18 protein-coding genes, 1 tRNA gene and 1 pseudogene are annotated in these 19,742 nt (G+C 65.7%); 12 read left to right on the forward strand and 8 right to left on the reverse strand.

The genetic code is table 11. The features are described from left to right. Nucleotides 1-11 precede the first annotated feature (11 nt). Nucleotides 12-320, reverse strand: a pseudogene (locus ASF31_RS14755) (porin family protein); the annotation flags it as partial. A gap of 362 nt (nt 321-682) precedes the next feature. On the opposite strand from ASF31_RS14755, the gene ASF31_RS09785 reads away from it, so the two are divergent. Beyond that, nucleotides 683-1,591, forward strand: coding sequence for an SDR family NAD(P)-dependent oxidoreductase (locus ASF31_RS09785; RefSeq protein ID WP_055754482.1), 909 nt, complete (start codon nt 683-685; stop codon nt 1,589-1,591). A gap of 148 nt (nt 1,592-1,739) precedes the next feature. Next, on the forward strand, nt 1,740-2,942 hold the full coding sequence (locus ASF31_RS09790; RefSeq protein ID WP_055754483.1) for an acetyl-CoA C-acyltransferase: 1,203 nt from the start codon (nt 1,740-1,742) through the stop codon (nt 2,940-2,942). A 158-nt stretch (nt 2,943-3,100) separates the two neighbouring features. Here the strand turns inward: ASF31_RS09790 and ASF31_RS09795 are convergent, their stop codons facing one another. The 3 genes from ASF31_RS09795 to ASF31_RS09805 are packed head-to-tail and all read right to left on the reverse strand — an operon-like array spanning nt 3,101 to nt 4,829. Next, nucleotides 3,101-3,664 carry a demethoxyubiquinone hydroxylase family protein gene (locus ASF31_RS09795; RefSeq protein WP_055754484.1) on the reverse strand — a complete coding sequence of 188 codons (564 nt, stop codon included), beginning with the start codon at nt 3,662-3,664 and terminating at the stop codon, nt 3,101-3,103. A gap of 4 nt (nt 3,665-3,668) precedes the next feature. Continuing rightward, nucleotides 3,669-4,214, reverse strand: a complete 546-nt coding sequence (locus ASF31_RS09800) for a disulfide bond formation protein B (protein ID WP_039246047.1) — start codon at nt 4,212-4,214, stop codon at nt 3,669-3,671. Between the two features lie 39 nt (nt 4,215-4,253). Then, entirely contained in the window at nt 4,254-4,829 is a 576-nt protein-coding gene (locus tag ASF31_RS09805) for a YqaA family protein (protein WP_055754485.1), read from the reverse strand. An 87-nt stretch (nt 4,830-4,916) separates the two neighbouring features. Between ASF31_RS09805 and ASF31_RS09810 the strand changes: the two genes are divergently transcribed. The 9 genes from ASF31_RS09810 to ASF31_RS09850 all read left to right on the forward strand — a co-directional run bounded on the left by ASF31_RS09810 (nt 4,917) and on the right by ASF31_RS09850 (nt 13,170). After that, nucleotides 4,917-5,561 (forward strand): exopolysaccharide biosynthesis protein, encoded by a 645-nt coding sequence (locus tag ASF31_RS09810; protein WP_055754486.1) that lies wholly within the window; start codon nt 4,917-4,919, stop codon nt 5,559-5,561. Between the two features lie 134 nt (nt 5,562-5,695). Then, on the forward strand, nt 5,696-6,805 hold the full coding sequence (locus ASF31_RS09815; protein WP_055754487.1) for a DUF5694 domain-containing protein: 1,110 nt from the start codon (nt 5,696-5,698) through the stop codon (nt 6,803-6,805). A gap of 128 nt (nt 6,806-6,933) precedes the next feature. Further along, on the forward strand, nt 6,934-8,046 hold the full coding sequence (gene hppD, locus ASF31_RS09820) for a 4-hydroxyphenylpyruvate dioxygenase (RefSeq protein WP_055754488.1): 1,113 nt from the start codon (nt 6,934-6,936) through the stop codon (nt 8,044-8,046). Beyond that, nucleotides 8,047-8,232, forward strand: a complete 186-nt coding sequence (locus ASF31_RS09825) for a hypothetical protein (protein ID WP_045810597.1) — start codon at nt 8,047-8,049, stop codon at nt 8,230-8,232. A gap of 740 nt (nt 8,233-8,972) precedes the next feature. Then, the gene (locus ASF31_RS09830; protein ID WP_055754489.1) at nt 8,973-10,121 is read left to right on the forward strand and encodes an isoaspartyl peptidase/L-asparaginase family protein; all 1,149 of its coding nucleotides are present in this window, start codon (nt 8,973-8,975) and stop codon (nt 10,119-10,121) included. Nucleotides 10,122-10,354: 233 nt separating this feature from the next. Next, nucleotides 10,355-10,621, forward strand: coding sequence for a hypothetical protein (locus ASF31_RS09835; RefSeq protein WP_017506239.1), 267 nt, complete (start codon nt 10,355-10,357; stop codon nt 10,619-10,621). Between the two features lie 43 nt (nt 10,622-10,664). Continuing rightward, nucleotides 10,665-11,684, forward strand: coding sequence for a fumarylacetoacetate hydrolase family protein (locus ASF31_RS09840; protein WP_055754490.1), 1,020 nt, complete (start codon nt 10,665-10,667; stop codon nt 11,682-11,684). Between the two features lie 63 nt (nt 11,685-11,747). Then, nucleotides 11,748-12,284 carry a CcdC protein domain-containing protein gene (locus ASF31_RS09845; RefSeq protein WP_055754491.1) on the forward strand — a complete coding sequence of 179 codons (537 nt, stop codon included), beginning with the start codon at nt 11,748-11,750 and terminating at the stop codon, nt 12,282-12,284. An 801-nt stretch (nt 12,285-13,085) separates the two neighbouring features. Beyond that, nucleotides 13,086-13,170: transfer RNA gene (locus ASF31_RS09850), tRNA-Leu, on the forward strand. 9 nt (nt 13,171-13,179) lie between these two features. On the opposite strand, the gene ASF31_RS09855 is transcribed toward ASF31_RS09850, so the two are convergent. From ASF31_RS09855 to ASF31_RS09865, 3 genes are all read right to left on the reverse strand, one after another. Beyond that, nucleotides 13,180-14,040, reverse strand: a complete 861-nt coding sequence (locus ASF31_RS09855; RefSeq protein ID WP_082465109.1) for a class I SAM-dependent methyltransferase — start codon at nt 14,038-14,040, stop codon at nt 13,180-13,182. Nucleotides 14,041-14,101: 61 nt separating this feature from the next. Next, complete coding sequence (locus ASF31_RS09860) at nt 14,102-14,974, reverse strand: alpha/beta hydrolase (RefSeq protein WP_055754493.1); 873 nt, start codon at nt 14,972-14,974, stop codon at nt 14,102-14,104. 58 nt (nt 14,975-15,032) lie between these two features. Then, complete coding sequence (locus ASF31_RS09865) at nt 15,033-16,982, reverse strand: AsmA family protein (protein WP_235551308.1); 1,950 nt, start codon at nt 16,980-16,982, stop codon at nt 15,033-15,035. A gap of 263 nt (nt 16,983-17,245) precedes the next feature. Between ASF31_RS09865 and ASF31_RS09870 the strand changes: the two genes are divergently transcribed. Further along, a complete protein-coding gene (locus tag ASF31_RS09870; RefSeq protein ID WP_055754495.1) occupies nt 17,246-17,551 on the forward strand; it encodes a hypothetical protein in 306 nt (101 codons plus the stop codon). Between the two features lie 76 nt (nt 17,552-17,627). Here ASF31_RS09870 and ASF31_RS09875 read toward each other — a convergent pair whose 3' ends face one another. Then, the gene (locus ASF31_RS09875; protein WP_055754496.1) at nt 17,628-19,739 is read right to left on the reverse strand and encodes a S9 family peptidase; all 2,112 of its coding nucleotides are present in this window, start codon (nt 19,737-19,739) and stop codon (nt 17,628-17,630) included. Nucleotides 19,740-19,742: the final 3 nt, after the last annotated feature.

Raw genomic sequence — 19,742 nt, forward strand, 5'->3', positions numbered from 1 at the left:
GTGCCGCCATGTCAGGCTCTCCAGCCACAGTATTCGAAGCCGAAGTCATAGATGACATTGGCCATCAGGGTGGCGGATTCGATGTCGCCTTCGGGCGAGAAGCAGCCGCCCGTCGCCGGGGTCAGGTTGCACAGGCCTTGGGTGCCCGAGACGGCGCGAACGCGGCCGATGTCACCCGAGCGGTAGCCGCCTTCCAGTTCAACGCGCCAGTTCGGGTTGAAACGGTAGCCGAGGCGAGCGAACGCCGCCCAGCCGTCGTTCACTTCCCAGTTCCAGTTGGCGCCGGTCGTGGACGATTCAGCGTTGATATCGTCGATCATNACGGTAGCCGAGGCGAGCGAACGCCGCCCAGCCGTCGTTCACTTCCCAGTTCCAGTTGGCGCCGGTCGTGGACGATTCAGCGTTGATATCGTCGATCATGTGGTAGCCGGCGTCGATGGCGCCGTACCAACCATTGGGTTCCGCCGATGCGGCGCCGGCTGCGAACAGTCCGGCGGCGGCAACGGAGGCGAGAAGTTTGAGCTTCATAGCTTCCTCACTGTGTGAATGCGCGAAGCTGCGCAATAGCACAGCATTCACGGGACCGAACGGCGTGGCTGGCGCACGGTTCCGCGCCTGAGCTACGATTGTGTCGACTGTGGCGCCGTTTCAACACATTGGGCGCCGGCGAAAGGAAACGATTATGGCGATGCGGTTTGACGGACAGGTGGCGATCGTGACGGGGGCCGGCGGCGGCTTGGGGCGCGAACACGCGCTCGCTCTCGCGGCGCGCGGGGCCAAGGTGGTGGTCAATGACCTGGGCGGCGCCCGCGACGGTTCCGGCGGTTCGGCGACGGCGGCGGAATCGGTGGTCGCTGAAATCGAGGCGGCCGGCGGCGAGGCCATCGCCAATGCGGCCTCGGTGACGGACTTTGCCGCAGTCCAGGCCATGGTCGATCAGGCCATGGCGAAATGGGGCCGGATCGACATCCTGGTGAACAACGCCGGCGTCCTGCGTGACAAGACCTTCGCCAAGATGGAGATCGAGGACTTCCGCTTCGTCGTCGACGTCCACCTGATGGGGGCGGTCAACTGCACAAAGGCGGTGTGGGAGATCATGCGCGGGCAGAACTACGGCCGGATCGTGATGACGACCTCGTCGTCGGGCCTGTATGGCAACTTCGGCCAGTCGAACTATGGCGCGGCTAAGATGGCCCTGGTCGGCCTGATGCAGACCCTGTCGATCGAGGGAGCCAAGAACGACATCCGCGTCAACTGCCTGGCGCCCACCGCACACACCCGCATGACCGAGGATCTGGGCGCCGTCCTGCCGCTGGAGGCGCTCGCCCCGGCCCTGGTCACGCCCGGCCTACTTTACCTGGTGAGCCAGGAGGCGCCGAGCCGCGCCATTCTGGCCGCCGGCGCCGGCGGATTCGAGCGCGCCTATATCACCCTGACCCAAGGCGACTTCGTCACCGGCGACGATGCGCCCGAACAGGTCGCCGCCCGCTTCGACGCCATCTCGGACCGCGCGGGCGAGATTGTCCCAGAGATGGGCGCCGCCCAGGGCATGATCGAACTGACAAAAGCCCAGAAGGCGCACGGCGGTTGAACAACAAGGCGCCTTGCGTTGACGCGACGTGAGGCGCCTAACTTCGCTTCAGAGGAAACCGGCATCAAGCAGCGCGAAAGCGCGGCAGGCCAAACAGGAACGGCCTCAAGCAGCGCAAAGCGCGATAGGCCAAGCGAAGAGAGCATCCATGCGCGAAGCCGTCATCGTCTCCACCGCCCGCACCCCCATCGGGCGCGCCTATCGCGGCGCCTTTAACGACACGCAGGCGCAGCAGCTCGGCGCCCATGCGGTGAAACATGCGGTCCAGCGCGCCGGGGTCGATCCGGCCGAGATCGAGGACGTGATCATGGGCGCGGCCCTGCAGCAGGGTTCGACCGGCACCAACGTCGCGCGCCAGATCGCGCTCGCCGCCGGCCTGCCCTCTTCTGTTCCCGGCATGAGCCTGGACCGCCAGTGCGCCTCGGGCCTGATGGGCATCGCCACGGCGGCGAAACAGGTCGTCTTCGATCAGCAGAAGATGGCGGTCGGCGGCGGGCTCGAAAGCATCTCCCTGGTCCAGAACCAGAATATGAACCTGTACCGGATGAAGGATGAGGCGCTGCTGAAGCTGTCGCCCCACATCTATATGTCGATGCTGGAGACCGCCGAGGTGGTGTCGCGCCGCTACGGCGTCAGCCGCGACCGCCAGGATGAATATGCGCTGAAGTCCCAGCAGCGCACCGCCGCCGCCCAAGACGCCGGTCGGTTCGACGCCGAGATCGTGCCCATGACCACCGCCATGCTGGTCATGGACAAGGCGACCGGCCAGGCCTCATCGAAAGAGGTCACACTCTCCAAGGACGAGGGCAATCGTCCCGACACGACGCTGGAAGGACTGAAGGCCCTAAAGCCCGTCTTCGGCGGCGGCGAGGAGATCCAGACGGGCGAGTTCGTCACCGCCGGCAACGCCTCCCAGCTGTCCGACGGCGCCTCGGCCTGCGTCGTTATGGAGGCCGGAGAGGCGGTGAAGCGCAATCTGCAACCGCTCGGCGCCTATCGCGGCATGGCCGTCGCCGGCTGCGAGCCGGACGAAATGGGCATCGGCCCGGTCTATGCCGTGCCCAAACTGCTGAAGCGCCACGGCCTGACGATGGACGACATCGGCATCTGGGAACTCAACGAGGCCTTCGCGGCCCAGGTTCTGTATTGCCAAGACACGCTGGGCATTCCCGACGACCGCCTGAACGTCTCGGGCGGCGCCATCTCCATCGGCCACCCCTACGGCATGTCCGGCGCCCGCATGACCGGCCACGTCCTGATCGAGGGCAAGCGTCGCGGAGCCAAATACGGCGTCGTCACCATGTGCATCGGCGGCGGCATGGGGGCTGCGGGATTGTTCGAGATCTATTGAGAGAAACCAATTGTCTCCTCCCTATTTCATGGGGAGGTGGCTCGTAGCGAAGCGGAGAGACGGAGGGGCTCTTCGCCGCATCGCAAACGTCTATGGGACTTCAATAGCCCCTCCACCGCTTCGCGGTCCCCCTCCCCGCTCCACAGGGAGGAGATGATTTAGATCCGCTCGCTGATCTTGATCGCCGCCTTGCAGCCCACCTTGATCACGCCGGACAGTAGGCGATAGGCGGGCGCTTCGCGGCTGCCGTGTTCGATGGCGTGGTCGTGGTGGGCTAGCTCCTCGTCGCGGAACTGTTTCAGCTCGGCGGCCAGGGCCGGGTCGCGGTCGCCGATCTCGGCGATCTGGTCGGCATAGTGTTTCTCGATCACGCTCTCGACCGCCTCGGTGCAGGCGTGCGCCGCCTTTTCACCCATCAGGGCCGTGCCGGCGCCCAGGGCCGAGGCGGCGATGCGCCACAGGGGCGTCATGACCGTGGGGCGCACCCGCCGCTCGTTCAGCAGCCGTTCGAAGCGCGCCAGATGCACCGCCTCCTGGTCCTGCATCTCCGCCAGGTCCTGGGCGATGCCGTCACGCCCCTTGCGCCCTTCGAACACCGCCTTCTGGGCGCGATAGATCAGGACGGCCGCATATTCCCCGGCGTGGTCGACACGCAGGATTTCGTCCATCCGCGCCTTGTCGGCGCCCTGACCGGGACGGGGAAGCGGAATGGAATGGCTCATCGCATCAGGCCTTTTCGATCCGGGGCGCGCGGGCGTCCTTGGGACGTTTCGCCGCCAACAGGCTGAACACCGCAAGCGCCGAGGCGATGATCGCGTTCCATCCTGCCATCGACAGACCCAGCCAGCTCCAGGCCACATCGCCGCAGCCAATCACCTTGGTCACCGGCCCCGTGCCCATGGCCAGCGCCGTCAGACTGTCCATATCGACCGAGCCGCCGACGGACGAACAGGTCGCAGGCAGCGCCCACCATTTGTATTCGCCGCCCATGTGGAAGATGGCCGTGATGGCGCCTGTGGCGAACACGGCCGCCAGCAGGAAGGCGGCGATGCGCGGCGTGCCCCGGCGTCCGCCGCTGAACAGGGTCCAACCCGTGGCCAGCACCGCGACGACCACCGCGCCCCAATAGACCTCGCGCTGCTTCAGACACAGGTTGCAGGGCGCAAGGCCGCCGAACCGTTCGAACGCATGGGCCGCGCCCAGCATGGCCAACGACGCGGCCAGGGCGAAGGCGGTCCACCAACGGGTCAGAAGGCGATAGACATCGATCATCTTGAAACGGTCTTACCCCGCCCCGAACGCGCCGTCGACTTACAGAAGCTTCAGGACGACGATCAGCGCGACCAGCGCGACCAGTCCGATCACGCTCCACATCGCCAGCCGCTGTTCGACCTGCGCCAGCATGGCCGGCCCCCAGCGTTTCAGGATCCACGCCTCCAGGAAGAACCGTCCGCCTCGCGTTACGACCGACGCAGCCATGAAGACCGGAAAGCTGAACGCCGCCAGGCCCGAGGCGATGGTCACCAGCTTGTAGGGAATGGGCGTCAGCCCCTTGATCAGAATGACCCACAGGCCCCACTGATCGAACCAGACGCGGAACTGCTCCAGCCCGTCCGAATGGCCCAGCACCCGCATGATCGCCAGACCCAAATCGGTCAGGAAATAGCCGATCGCATAGCCGAGAATCCCGCCCAGCACCGACGCCACGGTGCAGACGGCGGCGTAGAAATACGCCTTCTGCGGCCGCGCCAGGATCATGGGCGCCAGCATCACGTCGGGCGGGATCGGAAAGAACGAACTCTCGGCGAAGGAGACGACCGCCAGGGCCTTAGTCGCATGGCGGCTGCGCGCCAGGTCGAAGACGCGGTCATAGAGTTTGCGCAGCATGGCGATCCTTAAGGCGGTACGGCGCGTTAGCACCCCTGCGGCGTTGCGTCATCCTCGGCCGTCACGTCCACCTGCTAGAGCGCCTGAATGACGACCCCCGCCGCTTCCCCGTCCACGGTCCAGCAGGACGACGTCAGCCATAACGTCACCCGGCTGCTGCGGCGGCTGGCCGACGACGGCGGCGACGCAGGCCTGACCCTGCACGAAATCCGCGACCGGCTGGACGAGCGCGCCTACGGCCTGTTGATCCTGCTGCTCTCCATCCCTTGTCTGGTGCCGGGCCTTTACGGCGTGCCGCAGGTGGTCGGGCTGATCGTCATCCTGCTGGCCGGCCAGATGCTGGTCGGGCGTGAGGAGCCTTGGCTGCCGCGCTGGTTCCTGAACCTGCGGTGCAAAGGATCGTGGCTGAAGGCCATGGCCGATTTCGCCGAGACCAAACTGGGCTGGATCGACCGGCTGTCGCGCCCCCGCCTGCGCCGCTTCGCCGATGGGCCGGGCGAGAAGCTGGCCGCCGTCTTCATGATCCTGGCGACCGTCACCATCGTCATGCCGCTGACCAACACCATCCCGTCCATCGCCCTGGCCTTGCTGTCGGTCGGCCTGATCCAGCGCGACGGCCTGTTCGTCCTCGCGGGCTGCGCCGTAACCACCGTGTGGCTGACCATCCTGGGCGCGCTCGGGACCGGCCTTCTGATGGGCGCCGAATGGGCCACGCGCTGGCTGCCGGGCTGACGCAGACACAGGTTTCAACGCTGCAAGCGTAGCCTTAGATGTCCAAGAATTAACGGGCGCCCGGGCGGTGATCCGTGGAAGGTGGCGTGACCGACCGACGGTCGATCCTTCTCAAATTCCTTTCACGGCGTGTCATGGCCTTGCCTCTTCGTTCCTCCCGCATCCTGTTCGTCGCCGTCGGCGCGCTGCTGGCCGTCGCCCTGCCCGCAACCGCCCAAGACTACCGCCAACCCTTCCATCCCGATCAGTTGAAGGGACCGCCCGCCGGCGCGCTGAACGAGGTGCTGGTGCTGGGCACGCCGCACCTGTCGAACATGGGCGACGGCTTCAAGGTCGAAAGCCTGTCGCCGCTGCTGGATCGGCTGGCGGCGTGGAAGCCGACCGCCATCGCGACGGAGGACCTGTCCGGCCTGCAATGCGACAGTCTGCGTCGCTATCCGTCGCGGTATGCCGAGACGGTCGAAACCTATTGCTGGGATCCCGCTCCCGCCGCCCTGGCGACCGGTCTGGACGTACCCGCCGCCAACGCCGAGGCCGAGCGGCTGCTGGCCGAGTGGCCCGCCCAGCCCACGGCGTCCCAGAGACGTCATCTGGCGGCGGTCTTCCTGGCGGCCGGCGAGCGAGGATCGGCTCTGGTCCAATGGCTTCGACTCGCGCCGGAGGACCGCACTGTTGGCGACGGCCTGAACGACGCCCTGGTCGCCGTGCTGAACCGGATCAAGGACCGGGCCAACGAGACCTATCTGATCTCTGCGCCTTTGGCCGCACGGCTGGGACTGGAGCGGCTGTGGAGCGTCGACGACCACTCCGCCGACACGCCCGACCCGACCGACCCCGTCGAGAAGAAGGCCTATGCCGACGCCATCATGGGCGCATGGAACAATCCCGCCAGCCAGACCCGGCGAACGCAGGACGCGGAATTGGGCGCCGCCCTCGATCAGCCCGACGGCGTGCTGCGCATGTACCGCGCCTATAATGCGCCGACGACGCCGACCCTGACCTATCAGTCCGACTTCGGCGCCACCCTGGTCGAGCCGTCGCCGCAGGCCTTCGGCCGGCGCTACCTCGGCTATTGGGAGACCCGCAATCTGCGCATGGTCGCCAATATGCGCGATGTCCTTGGCCTCTATCCGGGCACGCGGATGCTGACCATCGTCGGCGCCTCGCACAAGGGCTACTACGAGGCCTATCTGGATCAGATGCACGACGTCCGGCTGGTCGATCCCGAGCCCGTCCTGCGCTGAGCGCAACGCGCTGAGGGCCGCCCGTCATCACGACCCCGTGGCTTCGTCTTGGCTCCGTCGTCTTCTGTGACTAGGTTCCGCGCCAATCGGCGGCCAGACCGCCCTCAAGATCACGCGGGAGACGCGCCATGAACGACATGACCCAGGCCCAAGATCAGGCTACGGCGGAACAGATCGACCTCGAAAACCCCCTCGGCGTCGACGGTTTCGAGTTCGTCGAATTCACCGGCCCCGAGCCCGAGGCGATGATTTCGCGCCTGGAGCTGATGGGCTTCACCCAGACGCACGTGAACCCCAAGACCGACGTGGTGCGCCTGAAGCAGGGCGATATCAGCTTCCTGGTGCAACGCTCGCCCAAGGGTCAGGCCGCCGACTTCGCCAAGGATCACGGCCCATCCGCCAACGGCATGGCCTTCCGCACCACCGACGCCAAGGCCGCCTATGAGGGTGCCCTGGCCCGCGGCGCCGTCGCCTCGACGGACGCCGCCGGCGGCGCGCTGGGCGACGACTACCCCTACATTCTGCAAGGCATCGGCGGCTCGCTGCTCTACGTCATCGACCAGTACGGCGACGCCGGCTCGCTCTATGACGCCTGGGACGAGATCGAGGGCTGGGAAGAGGCCGAGCGCAAGAACTCGATGGGCCTGGAGATCCTGGACCACCTGACGCACAACGTCCGGCGCGGTCAGATGCGCACCTGGTCGGGCTTCTACAACTCGATCTTCAACTTCGAAGAGCAGAAGTATTTCGACATCAAGGGCAAGGCGACGGGTCTGTTCTCCCAGGCCATGATCGCGCCCGACCGCGCCATCCGCATCCCGCTGAACGAAAGCCAGGACGAGAACTCCCAGATCGAGGAGTTCATCCGTCGCTACAACGGTGAGGGCATCCAGCACATCGCCCTGACGACCGAGAACATCTTCGAGACGGTCGAGGCGATGAAGGAACGCGGCGTCGCCTTCCAGGACACTATCGAGACCTATTTCGAACTGATCGACAAACGCCTGCCCAACCATGGCGAGGACGTGGAGCGGATGCGCAAGAACCGCATCCTGATCGACGGTTCGGACGAGGAAGGCCTGCTGCTGCAAATCTTCACCCAGGACACCTTCGGCCCGATCTTCTTCGAGATCATCCAGCGCAAGGGCAACGAAGGCTTCGGCAACGGCAACTTCCAGGCCCTGTTCGACTCCATCGAGCTGGACCAGATCCGTCGCGGCGTCATCAAGGTCGACGCCTGAATGACGATGCGGCCGCCGACCTGGCTGCCCTGGCTCGGCCCGGTCCTGGCGGCCGGCGCCGGGGCCCTGGCCGGCGAATACTGGCTGGGCGGCGGCTTCTGGATGGTCCTGATCGCCGCCCTCCTCTGCGGCTTCGCCCCCATCGTCGGCTATCAGGTGTGGAAGCGGCTGCACCACCGGGGGTGAGGCAGGCGGTTTGGACCATGCGAGGAGCAGGCCAAACTGGAACCTGCTATGGGTGGAAAGCGGACCATTTCTAGCGAAGGTTTCTCATGGCGAATGCAAAGCCCCTGGGGCGCAGAGTCAACAAGGTTGGCCCGGTCTTTGCAGTTGCTGCGTCTGTAATACTCGCGTCTTGCGTCCCCACCGTCACATACGGTCCGTTGCCCAGCAGCTTCGAGTCGGCGCAGCGCGCTCTTATTGCGGAACATACGCTGACCCACCCGCAGACGGTGGCTAGTCGGACAAGAAATCCGGATATTGCGCCGTTGAGCTTCTGCACTGCGGACGGCTTGCTGGTTGAGATACCAAAACCCCAGGTCACCGAAAACGGCATCTGCGGACAACGCGTCCACCTGCTTCCGACCGCGGTTTCGGCAACTATCGATCCGGAACGGTGCTGGCCTTACGCCGAGATCAGCACCATAGGCCTACCGAAAGATGCCACAACCATCGGCTACTACGCCGTCCGAGGGTATCTTCGCTGCCCAAACAGTTGACGCAGCAGCAGTTCGAATCGGGCGGCTTCGGCCCGGGTCGGCAAACCATCCTATCGCACGAACCAACCCACTGATCTTTCAATCCTTCCGATTTTCTTTAGCCAATCGACCTGACACGCCCGAACGCGGCGTTACACTGCGACCGACCGGCGTCTCTGAGGAAAGTGCACCGATTGCACTGTGTTTTCGGCGCGGAGGAGGTTCACGATGCGCATCGCCTTTTCGGCACTGATTGCACTCTTTGCACTGTGTTTTTCCTCGGCGTACGCCCAGGACGCCGCGCCGCAATGGTCCCTGGCGATCCACGGCGGGGCGGGCGTGATCGAGCGGTCCAGCCTGACGCCGGAACAGGACGCGGCCTATCGCGCGGCGCTGCAAGGCGCGCTGGACGCCGGTTCGGCTGTGCTGAAAGGCGGCGGCTCGGCGCTGGATGCCGTCGAGGCCGCCGTTCAGGTCATGGAGGATGATCCCCTGTTCAACGCCGGGCGCGGCGCGGTCTTCACCGCGGCCGGCCGTAACGAGCTCGACGCCGCCGTCATGAACGGATCGGACCTGACCGCCGGGTCGGTCGCCGGCCTGACCACTACCCGTCACCCCGTCGCCGCCGCCCGCGCCGTGATGGAGAAGTCGCCCCACGTCATGCTGATCGGAACCGGCGCCGACGCCTTCGCCGCCTCGGTCGGGTTGGAGCAGGTCGATCCGGCCTTCTTCTTCACCGAGCGCCGCTGGCAGGGACTGGTTAAAGCCCTGACCGAGGCCGGACAGCCGATCCCCGAACGCCCCGTCGGCGCGCCTCTACCGGGCGCTCAGGCCGAAATCGCCCCGCCCCTGAACGAAAAGAAGTTCGGCACGGTCGGCGCCGTGGCGCTGGACAGCCAGGGCCGTCTCGCCGCCGCCACCTCGACCGGCGGCATGACCGCCAAACGCTGGGGACGGGTCGGGGACGTGCCGATCATCGGCGCTGGCACCTACGCCTCAAACGCCGACGGCTGCGCGGTATCCGCCACCGGCGACGGCGAATATTTCATCCGCGCCACCGTCGCCCGCGACATCTGCGCGGGCATCGCCGCCGAGGCGGCCTTGTCACCTGAGTTGCGGGCCGACCGTCAGGCACGATCGTCGCGATGTCAGCCGAGTTCCCACCACGACATTTGTCTCGCTCATCCACGCAATCCCGATTTTATCGTCATCGACCACGAACTCCGGGAGGTTGCGGCTATGGGCGGCTCAGGAGGGGTTATCGTCATGACCCGCGGCGGTGAAGCTTGGCTGCACATGAACACGCCAGGTATGTATCGAGGGGCCATCTCCTCGACCGGCCCCGCCCGCGTCGCCATCTACGCCGACGAAAGGTGAACTCCTTGTACTTTCGTCATCCTCCGGGCCGCGCAGCGGAACCGGGGGACCCAGCGGCGCGAGAGCGTGAACCTGTCGCGGACGAGCCTTTTCCGTTCTCGTAGCGGACGCATCGCCTTCGGCGCCGCTGGGTCCCCCGATCTGAGCCGCTGGCGCGGCTTGTCGGAGGATGACGAAAGTGGATTTCAGACCAATTAGACGAATTAGACTCTCTTTTTCCAAGACCGAGACCCATGCCTGCTTCCGATGACGAACTGACCGTGATGGCCAACGAGGAGCTGGACGCCGCCTGCGCCATGCCCTTCGTCGAGGTCAGGAAGATCACGCCCTGGGGCGACAGCTACGAGGGTTTCGCCCCCTCCGGCCGCACGGTCGAGGTCGAGCGCCGCTACCTGTGGGCCGTCGAGCCCGAAGGCGGCGTCATCGTCGAGGTCGAGGTCCGTGACCGCGCCGCCCGCACCGGCGCCGAGGCCCGCGCCCTGCTGACGGCCGCCGACTGATTCCGCCGTTCCCAACATCGCAAATCCGGTCTAGGCCTTGGTCATGAAACTCGCCTCGCTCAAGCACGGCCGCGACGGCCGCCTCGTTGTCGTCTCGCAGGACCTGAACTGGTTCACCGACGCCTTCCTGATCGCCCCGACGCTGCAGGCGGCGCTGGATGACTGGGACCGCTGCGGTCCTCGCCTCGAGGCCTTGGCCGAAAGCCTGGAGCATGAGGCCGTGCCGCGCGGCCGCTTCCACGAACGCGACGCCGCCTCGCCCCTGCCCCGCGCCTATCAGTGGGCGGACGGCTCGGCCTATGTGAACCACGTCGAACTGGTTCGTAAGGCGCGCGGCGCCGAAATGCCCGAGAGCTTCTGGACCGACCCGCTGATGTATCAGGGCGGCTCCGACAGCTTCCTGTCGCCGCGCGATCCGATCCCGCTAGCCGACGAGGCCTGGGGCTGCGACCTGGAGGCCGAGATCGTGGTGGTCGTCGGCGACGTGCCGCAGGGCGCGACGCGCGAACAGGCGCTCGATGCCATTCGCCTGGTCGGCCTGGTCAACGACGTGAGCCTGCGCAATCTGATCCCTGCCGAACTGGCCAAGGGTTTCGGCTTCGTCCAGTCCAAGCCCGCCAGCGCCCTGTCGCCCGTTCTGGTCACGCCCAAGGCCCTGGGCGATCGCTTCAAGGACGGCAAGCTGCACGGCGCGCTGAACGTTCAGCTGAATGGCCAGGACTTCGGCAAGGCCGACGCCGGCGTCGACATGACCTTCGACTTCGGAACCCTGATCGCCCATCTGGCCAAGACCCGCTCGCTGGGCGCCGGAACCATCATCGGTTCAGGCACGGTGTCGAACAAGGATGCCGACGGCGGCCCCGGCAAGCCGGTCTCGGAAGGCGGCCTGGGCTACTCCTGCATCGCCGAGGTCCGCACGGTCGAGACGATCCTGCGCGGCGCGGCCGAGACGCCCTTCCTGAAACACGGCGACACGGTGCGCATCGAGATGCTGGACGAGCGTCATCATTCGATCTTCGGCGCCATCGAACAGACCGTAGCGCCGCTATCCAGCGCGGATTGACGCCGCTAGGGTGCTGAGAGCGGTCTCGGGGGAGGCCGCATCCGGTCTTTGGGGAGAGACGACGTGCCGCCTGAAAAACTGATCCCGCTGCTCATGATCCCGATCATGCTGGTGGTCGTGCTGCTGAAGAACCGTCGGAAGCGGGTACTGAAGCCGCAACTGCTGTGGGTCATGCCGGCCATCGTCCTGCCGCTGATCGGCCTGGGGCTATGGGGCACGGCCCAGAACCCGAACATGGCCCATGCGCCGTTCGGTCCCGACGCCTGGGCGGTGCTGGCCATCGGCGGGATCTTGGGCGGCGTCGCCGGCTGGTATCGCGGCAAGACCGTCACCATCGAAAAGGAGCCGGACGGCTCCCTGATGGCCCAGGCCTCGCCGCTGGGTCTGATCCTGCTGGTCGTGCTGTTCGCCGGCCGGTCGCTGCTGCGCGACCTGATCGAAAGCCATGCCGCCGCCTGGCACCTGAACGCCCTGGCCGTCACTGACGCCTTCCTGGTCTTCGCCATGGGCCTGATCGTGATGCAGCGTGTCGAAATGTACATCCGCGCACGCCGCATCCAGTCCGGCGGCACGGACAGCCACGTGGAAGTCGCGGCGTGATCACCGCCCTGTTGCTGACTTTGGCTCAGACCGCAGCGCCTAATCTGGCTTGGTCGATTGCAAAGCGGGACAGTCTGAGCATGGCCTACATCGAATACGACGTAGGCGTAACGGTGTCAGCAATCTGCCGGAATCGCAGCTTCATACTATCGCTAACCGGCCTGCCTACAGCGCCACCCGACGCTACCTACAGGAAGCTGGAGGTTAATCTGTCGGATGACACTCTGCGTTCGAGCGATTGGGTGGTCTCACCTATAGGTGAACGAACCACCGCTCTCTCCACAGCACCTGCTGTATACGCCCGTCGTCTGCTGAACACATCGCAGCTTACTGTCCGCGTGCCAGGCGAGGGCTCCACGCCCGCCCGCCGTTACGAACTGGCATTGCCTGCCGATCCTACTCTGCTCACGACGGTTATGACCGAATGCGGAGTTCCGCTGCAAAGCGCCTCCGACATGACTTACGATCCCAGCGTCTCGGCCGTGGTTTGGGACAGACCGCCACAACTGGGCGTGCCGTCGCCCATGCCGTCGGTCACTAGCGCTAACGTTCTCATTCAGTGCAATGTGGACTCTCGGGGACGTCCCCAAAACTGCATACTGCTCGATGAGCAACCCACTCGCTCAGGCTTCGGACGTTACGCCCTTCAGGCAATCCGCACAGGCCGGCTCCGTCAGATTGATGGCAGACCGATCCAGGCTGGCGGGACATTCACCACACGAATGACGTTCAACGTCCAAGGATAGATCACGGGCACTAGACCCGCCTCACCGCTCTGTGGCATGAGGCGGTCCTTCCGCTGCGGGCGTGGTGGAATTGGTAGACGCGCTGGACTCAAAATCCAGTTCCGAAAGGAGTGCCGGTTCGACCCCGGCCGCCCGCACCATCTGACCGGCTAGTCTTTGCGCAAGCAGAGCGACGCTGAGGTCCAGATGAAGCCGTGGTTTTGTAGAGCGATCGACCGCGACCGCGTACCGGATTCGATTGCTTCAGAAATCGGATAGGCGGACGCCACCGTCGCCACGCTGACATCGCCCTGGAAATCGTCGACCGGCGCCAAGCCGCTGGGCATTATGACATGCTCCATAAGCATGTCAGGCGTGAAGATCAGCGTGCCGGGATAGCCGAAGGTGTCAGGCCCGCTGATCCGAAACTCGGTCGACAAGGTCAGTATCCCCCCGGGCTTCAGGACCCGCGCCATCTCGGACACCGCGCGCGCCACATTCTGGAGCGTGCCGAAATGTTCGAGCGACCCGCAGGAGAAGATGCCGTTGAAGGTGCTGTCGTCGTAGCGAAGGTTCAGCGCATCCATATGCTGGACGACCAGTCGCTTGGGGTTCCAGACCATGCCCGGAATGGCGAAATTCTCGGGCGAGACCAGCATGGCGGTCTTGGCTTCGTTCCAGTCCTCATTGCCGAAATAGAGATCGGTGGCGAAGACGCGGGCGACATAGTTGGTCAGGTAGAAGACGGTATGCTCATGGCCGGCCGCGACGCCGAGCACATCTGAACTGCGCGTCAACGCGCCGAAGTCCCTCAGACCGCGAACCGCCTGAACCACTTCCCAGACCTTGGCCACCTCGTTGCCCGAAGGATAGTCGGCGTAGTTTAGCGCCAGATGGTGAAATATCTCTCGCATCGACGCCATGAAGGCAGGGTCGCTGAAATGCTCCAGATTAAGAGCCGTATTATAGGCGATCCGCTGCCTGGACTGCTGCGAAGCCTTGATGGAGGATTGAGGCATCAGGGAATTCATCGGGAAACCTCCATTGAAATGGAAGTTGTGAAGAAAAACACGACCTTGGCAAGGTAGATAATCAGGCTTGTCTTGGCGAGCCCGACTCCAGCTGGCGGTGGAAGAACTCCGTCACATCGGCCAGCACCGTCGCCTTCTTGCGGAACAGCGGCGAGAAGGTCGCGATCAGGTCGGCGTGGTCCAGACCCGGATAGAGCTTGGCCTCCGAGCGCCCGCCCACCGCGCGTATCCGATCATCCAGAATGACCGTGTCCTCGTCGTGGACCACTGTGTCGGCCGTGCCGTGGCCCAGCCAGATCGGCGGGGCGTCGGCGCGCACGAAGGTGACGGGCTGGGTCAGGGTCGGGTCCGGCGCACGGCCGAAGGCGTTCTGCGACGCCGCCACGTCGAACGGCAGAAAGTCGTAGGGGCCCGCGAGACCTGCCGCCGCCTTGATCAGATCCGGACGGCCGACGGCGGCCATATAGCGTCGGTCCAAGGCGATCATCATCGCCAGATGCGCACCCGCCGAATGGCCCAGCACGCCAAGCCGCGCCGGATCGCCGCCGTATTGACCGACCACCTCTGCCGCCTTGGCCGTTGCTGCGGCCGCGTCCTCGATGAAGGCCGGGAAGACGACCTGGGGCACGACGCGGTAGTCCGGCAGGGCGACCACGAATCCGCGCGCCGTCAAGGCTTGCGCCGCCCAGCCATACTGGCTGCGCGAGCCTGAATCCCAGCCGCCGCCATAGAAGAAGACCAGCGTCGGATAGGGGCCAGGCGCGGTCGGCGCGTAGAGATCCATCTGCTGGCGAGGATCGTCGCCATAGGGAATGTCGCGCGCGACGCGTCGCACGCCGCCGTCCCTCGGTCCCAGGGTGTTCAGCAGGCTCAGCGGCGAGCAGGCGGCGGCGAGAAGCCCAAGGGCAGGCGCGAACAGTCCACGGCGGGTCATGCAAAAGGCTCCATCACCCACAATACGCTCGGATCGCCGGATCGGTCGTCATCTACGATCAGCGGGCATTGGCGATCAGCCGGCCGCAGTCGGCGTCCTCGGCCAGCCCCGGATCGACAAAGGCGAACAGGGCAGTCACAGGCGCCACGACCGCACCCAACAGGCCCGCCAGACCGCCCTGCGACACCACCGAACCGACATCGACCCCGACCTTGGGCGCGGTCAGGGGGCCCGAGACGGTGATCGGCGCCCACAGGCGCAACAGCCGCGGCTTCTTGGATTCCCCCTCGATCCGCAGGTTCATCGTCTCGGCGCCCAGGTTGATGCTGCCCTTGCCCTGGGCCAGGACCACATCGGTGTCGATGACGAAGGTGCGGGCGGTCGCCGTGCCGCCGCTGACGTTGAAGTCGGCGACGGCGCAGCGGATCTGGCTTTCGGACTGATCTCCGCTCAACAGCTTCAGCAGCCCCGCGCTGGCGTTGATGCCCAGCAGTTCAGCGAAGGCTGCCCGCATCTTGCCATTCGGCACCACAAGGCTGAGCGAGCCTTTCGACGCGGCGGCGAAATCATGGATCGAGGCGCCCGGCCCCTCCAGCTTCGCCCGGCCCAGCGCCCTGCCGGTGACGGGCGCCGAGCCGTTGCGGGCCGGGATGATGGATTCCAGCGGATAGCCGGCCAGACGCAGATCGACCGTGCTGTAGGGGGTGTCCTTCGTCGCATCGATCCGCGCCGTGCCGTTCAGCGCACCTCTGTTGAAGTCGAAGCTGATCGGGTCCAGCTTCAAGATGCCGTCCTTCAGATCAGCGCCCAGGTTCACCTGACGCACGTCGAAGGCGTTCGCCTTCACCGATCCGGCCCGATAGGACAGGGAGCCGTCCATGGTCTGCAGACGCTCGGTCTGCAGTTTGGCGTCCGGCAGCAGCTTGCCGCCGACCACGACCGGCGCGTCGGTGTCGGTGCCCGCCGCATTCGTCCGGGTCCTCGCGCCCAGGACAGCGGCCAGGTCGTCGATGTCCAGACGACGCGAGGTCAGGTCGGCGTCGACGCGTAGACGCTGGCCCGACTGGACCTTCACCTCACCCGACAGATCGGAAGCGCCGACGCGCCCGTCGAAATCCTTAAAGGTCCAGATCCGCCGATCGCGGTTCAGCGCGCCCGACAGCCGGTACGGCGGCGTATTTGGCAGGGCGACCCCGGTCAGCAGATAGAGGTCCGACATATTGCGTCCCTGGATCGTCATGGTCGCGTCGAACCGCCCCAGATCGAACGGCCGAGTGATCAACCCCTTGGCGACCAGGGATGAGTCCGCCCCGGTCACATCGGCCTCGAACCGATAGGGACGGTCGCGCCGGATGTTAATGAAGGGGCCGCCCTCGATCCTGACGGTCATGGGCGCGCCGCGCACATCGCCGCGCCCGTCCAGCACGAAACCGGCCTGGCCGCTGGACGCCTCGCGCGCATTGACCGCCGCCTCCAGCGTCAGTCCGCGCCGCTGCTCCTCGAAGATCAGCTGCCCGTCCTTGATGACCAGTTGCTGGATGACCGGCAGGTTCAGCCCTTCGCCGTCGTCGGGCTTGTTGGGATTCAACTGCCAGCTCTTGCGGCCGTCCTTGGTGGAGATCAGCACGACCCGGGGCCGAGTGAAGCTCAGGAGGGGCATCTCAACCTGACCGGCCAGCAGCTTTCGAAGGCGCACCGAGGCCTGGACCTCATCGACGTCGGCCGTGTCGCGATCGCGCGCCCAGTCGGGCCCGCCGATCTTCAGCCCCCGCACCACGGCGGACGGCGTCCAGCTGAACAGATTGACGTCCAGGTCGCCGGTCAGGGCGATTTCGCGATCGTATTTGACCGAGGCCCAGCGGCCGATGGGCCCGCGCAGCATGTTCCAATCGAACAGGGCCACGAAAAGAACGACGGCCGCCACGAGGACCAGCACCACGCCCGCCGCCCATTTTTCCGCCGTCCCCGGTCGTCGAGCCGCCGCATAGACGGGATCGTTGTCGCGCACCCAGTCGCGCCAAGTGCGCAAACGCGCCCCGGCCGGAGCCCACGCCCGCTGGTTCAGGTCGGCCCGAAAAGTGCGCCAATTCCGTGGGTTCGACAATCGCTCGTCTCCGTCAGCCAAAGGAAACGCACCAGCCCCGGTTTGGCGCCGCGGGGTCAGCTTGTCGTCGATCTGACGCGAAGCTGTCGCATAACCTTTACAAACTCCAAGATCGGCGCATAATTCGTCAGAGTCCTGATCTTAATTCAGGCCGTGGAGGACTGCCGATGACCCGTTTCCTGACCCCCGCCCTGATCGCTGCAGCTTTGGCGGCCGCAACGACGCCGGCGCTGGCGCAAAGTCCGCGCCCCGCCGAGCGCGCGGCCGTGCTGCAAACCGTCAAGGTTTGCGGAACCGACGTGGCCTCACGCACGGCCTACCAGCGCGACCACGGCGCGACGCCGAGCTTCGTCACGGCTCAACAGGCCGTCTCCGCCTATCAGTCGGGCCAGCGCTGGGCCGCGCCGCGCTGCATGACCGCGCATCAGTATGACCGTCTGGCCGGCGCGCCGATGCAGCGCGCGGCGCTCTGATCCTGAACAAACGGGCATGAAGAAAGGGGCGCGGTCATCGGACCGCGCCCCTTTTTGTCGTCTGGACGGACGTCTCTTACTGCGTCGGCGTCAGATATTTGTTCAGCCAGCCGAACACCTCATTGTGCCATTGCAGGCTGTTGGCCGGCTTCAGCACCCAGTGGTTTTCGTTGGGGAAAACGATCAGGCGGCTGTCGATGCCGCGCCGTTGCAGGGCGGTGAAGGTGGACAGGCCTTGGGCGGTCGGAATGCGGAAGTCACGGTCGCCCTGAACCACCAGCATCGGCGTCTTCCAGTTATCGACGTGGTTGGCCGGGTTGAACTTCTGATAGCCCTCAGGCTTGTCCCACGGCGTGCCGCCGTATTCCCATTCGGTGAACCACAACTCTTCGGTCGAATAGCCCATGCCGAAGGTGTCGAAGACGCCGTCGTGGTTGACCAGGCACTTGAATTCGTTCGACCAGTTGCCGGCGATCCAGTTGATCATATAGCCGCCATAGGAGGCGCCCAGCGCACAGGCGTTGTCGCCGTCCAGGAAGCTGTACTTCTGTTGAGCCGCCGCCCAGCCCTTCTGCAGGTCTTCCAGCGGGCGGTCGCCCCAGTGCTGGCTGATCGCGTCGGTGAAGGCCTGGCCGTAGCCGGTCGAGCCGTGGAAATCGATCATCACCACCGCATAGCCCGCGCCCGCATAGGTCTCGGGGTTCCAGCGATAGGACCAGCCGTCCCCGAACGAACCTTGCGGCCCGCCGTGGATCAGGAAGGCGACCGGATATTTGCGGCCCTCGACGTATCCGGCCGGCTTGATGACATAGCCGTGGACCGTCTCGTTGTTCCAGCCGGCGAAGCTGAACTGCTCATACTCGCCGAACTGTTTGGCGGCGAAGGCGGGGTTGGACTGCGTCAGGCGACGCGGCATCTCGCGACCCAGATAGGTCTTGAAATACAGGTCGCCCGGCTCGCGCAGGCTGTCCTGGGCGAAGACGAAGCCGGAGGGCGTCTGCTGGAAGGCCGAGACGTGGCCCGCGCCCGTGATCGGCGTCACCACGCCGTTGCGCGTATCCACCGAAAACAGCTTGGTCGACCCGACGTCGCCTGCCGTCGTGTACAGCGTCTGGCCGTCGCGCGACCATTGCAGCGTGTCGGCCGAGCGATCCCAGTTCGAGGCGATCTCGCGCTTCTGGCCCGTTTCGACGTCCATCAGCACGATCTGGTAGCGGTCGGCCTCAAAACCCGGCCGCGCCATGGCGCGATAGGCCAAGGTCCGCCCGTCCGGCGAGAAGACCGGGCCGGTGTCCCAGGCGTCGTTGTCGTCGGTTAGGTTGGTGAAGGTGCCGTCGCCCGACAGGCCGTTGGTCTTCCACAGGTCGAAATTGGTGCTCCACGGCTCGGTCTGGCCGGCCAGACGCGCCGAAAAGACCACGGCGTCGCCCGTCGGCGTGAAGACGAACTCGCTCTCGTCGCCGAACGGCTTGGAGGGCGTGTCGCCGTCAAAGCCCTTGGTGATCCAGGTCGGCGTCCCCGTGGCCTTGCCGTCGCGACCGATCGACTGGACGAACAGGTGGTTCTGGGTGTGGTCGTTCCAGGTGTCCCAGTGACGCACGAACATGCGGTCATAGACCTGGCCCGTCGTCTTCTGCTCGGCAATGGCCTTGCCCTGTTGGACCGAGGTGTTCAGGTCGGCCGCGTTCGGATAAACGGCAAGCGACACCGCCACCTTGTCGCCCGAAGGGCTGATCCGATAGGCGTTCACGTCGGTGGGCAGGTTCGTCACCTGAACCGGCGCCGACGTCGGCGAGGCCACGCGCCAGACCTGGCTCGCGCCCGACTTGCCCGACAGGAAATACAGATTGCCGTCCCCGCCCCAGCGCGCGGTGTTGGCGCCCTGATCCGAGATGGCCAGGCGGCGCGGGGCCGTGTCCGGCGCGTTCAGGTCCAGTATCCACAGGCTGCCGGCGCGGCTGTTGGCCTGAACATCGGTGGTCGTGACCGAATAGACGACATAGCGGCCGTCCGGCGACACCTGCGGATCGCCCAGCCGGTTGGCCGAGATCATGTCCTGATAGGTGAAGGCGTCAGGCGTCGCGGGCGCGGCCGGAACCGGCGCGGGCGGCACCTGGGCCAGGGCAGGCGCGGCGCTCATCAGCGCAACAGCCGCGCAGGCGGCGGACAGAAGGGAACGGTGACGCATCAA

The sequence above is a fragment of the Brevundimonas sp. Leaf280 genome (assembly GCF_001422455.1).
Taxonomy (GTDB): Bacteria; Pseudomonadota; Alphaproteobacteria; order Caulobacterales; family Caulobacteraceae; genus Brevundimonas.

Excerpts from the sequence above, each read along its gene's own strand:
- ASF31_RS09785 (WP_055754482.1), top strand. The coding sequence starts at position 683 with ATGGCGATGCGGTTTGACGGACAGGTGGCGATCGTGACGGGGGCCGGC.
- ASF31_RS09790 (WP_055754483.1), top strand. The coding sequence starts at position 1,740 with ATGCGCGAAGCCGTCATCGTCTCCACCGCCCGCACCCCCATCGGGCGC.
- ASF31_RS09795 (WP_055754484.1), bottom strand. The coding sequence starts at position 3,664 with ATGAGCCATTCCATTCCGCTTCCCCGTCCCGGTCAGGGCGCCGACAAG.
- ASF31_RS09800 (WP_039246047.1), bottom strand. The coding sequence starts at position 4,214 with ATGATCGATGTCTATCGCCTTCTGACCCGTTGGTGGACCGCCTTCGCC.
- ASF31_RS09805 (WP_055754485.1), bottom strand. The coding sequence starts at position 4,829 with ATGCTGCGCAAACTCTATGACCGCGTCTTCGACCTGGCGCGCAGCCGC.
- ASF31_RS09810 (WP_055754486.1), top strand. The coding sequence starts at position 4,917 with ATGACGACCCCCGCCGCTTCCCCGTCCACGGTCCAGCAGGACGACGTC.
- ASF31_RS09815 (WP_055754487.1), top strand. The coding sequence starts at position 5,696 with ATGGCCTTGCCTCTTCGTTCCTCCCGCATCCTGTTCGTCGCCGTCGGC.
- hppD (WP_055754488.1), top strand. The coding sequence starts at position 6,934 with ATGAACGACATGACCCAGGCCCAAGATCAGGCTACGGCGGAACAGATC.
- ASF31_RS09825 (WP_045810597.1), top strand. The coding sequence starts at position 8,047 with ATGACGATGCGGCCGCCGACCTGGCTGCCCTGGCTCGGCCCGGTCCTG.
- ASF31_RS09830 (WP_055754489.1), top strand. The coding sequence starts at position 8,973 with ATGCGCATCGCCTTTTCGGCACTGATTGCACTCTTTGCACTGTGTTTT.
- ASF31_RS09835 (WP_017506239.1), top strand. The coding sequence starts at position 10,355 with ATGCCTGCTTCCGATGACGAACTGACCGTGATGGCCAACGAGGAGCTG.
- ASF31_RS09840 (WP_055754490.1), top strand. The coding sequence starts at position 10,665 with ATGAAACTCGCCTCGCTCAAGCACGGCCGCGACGGCCGCCTCGTTGTC.
- ASF31_RS09855 (WP_082465109.1), bottom strand. The coding sequence starts at position 14,040 with ATGAATTCCCTGATGCCTCAATCCTCCATCAAGGCTTCGCAGCAGTCC.
- ASF31_RS09860 (WP_055754493.1), bottom strand. The coding sequence starts at position 14,974 with ATGACCCGCCGTGGACTGTTCGCGCCTGCCCTTGGGCTTCTCGCCGCC.
- ASF31_RS09870 (WP_055754495.1), top strand. The coding sequence starts at position 17,246 with ATGACCCGTTTCCTGACCCCCGCCCTGATCGCTGCAGCTTTGGCGGCC.
- ASF31_RS09875 (WP_055754496.1), bottom strand. The coding sequence starts at position 19,739 with ATGCGTCACCGTTCCCTTCTGTCCGCCGCCTGCGCGGCTGTTGCGCTG.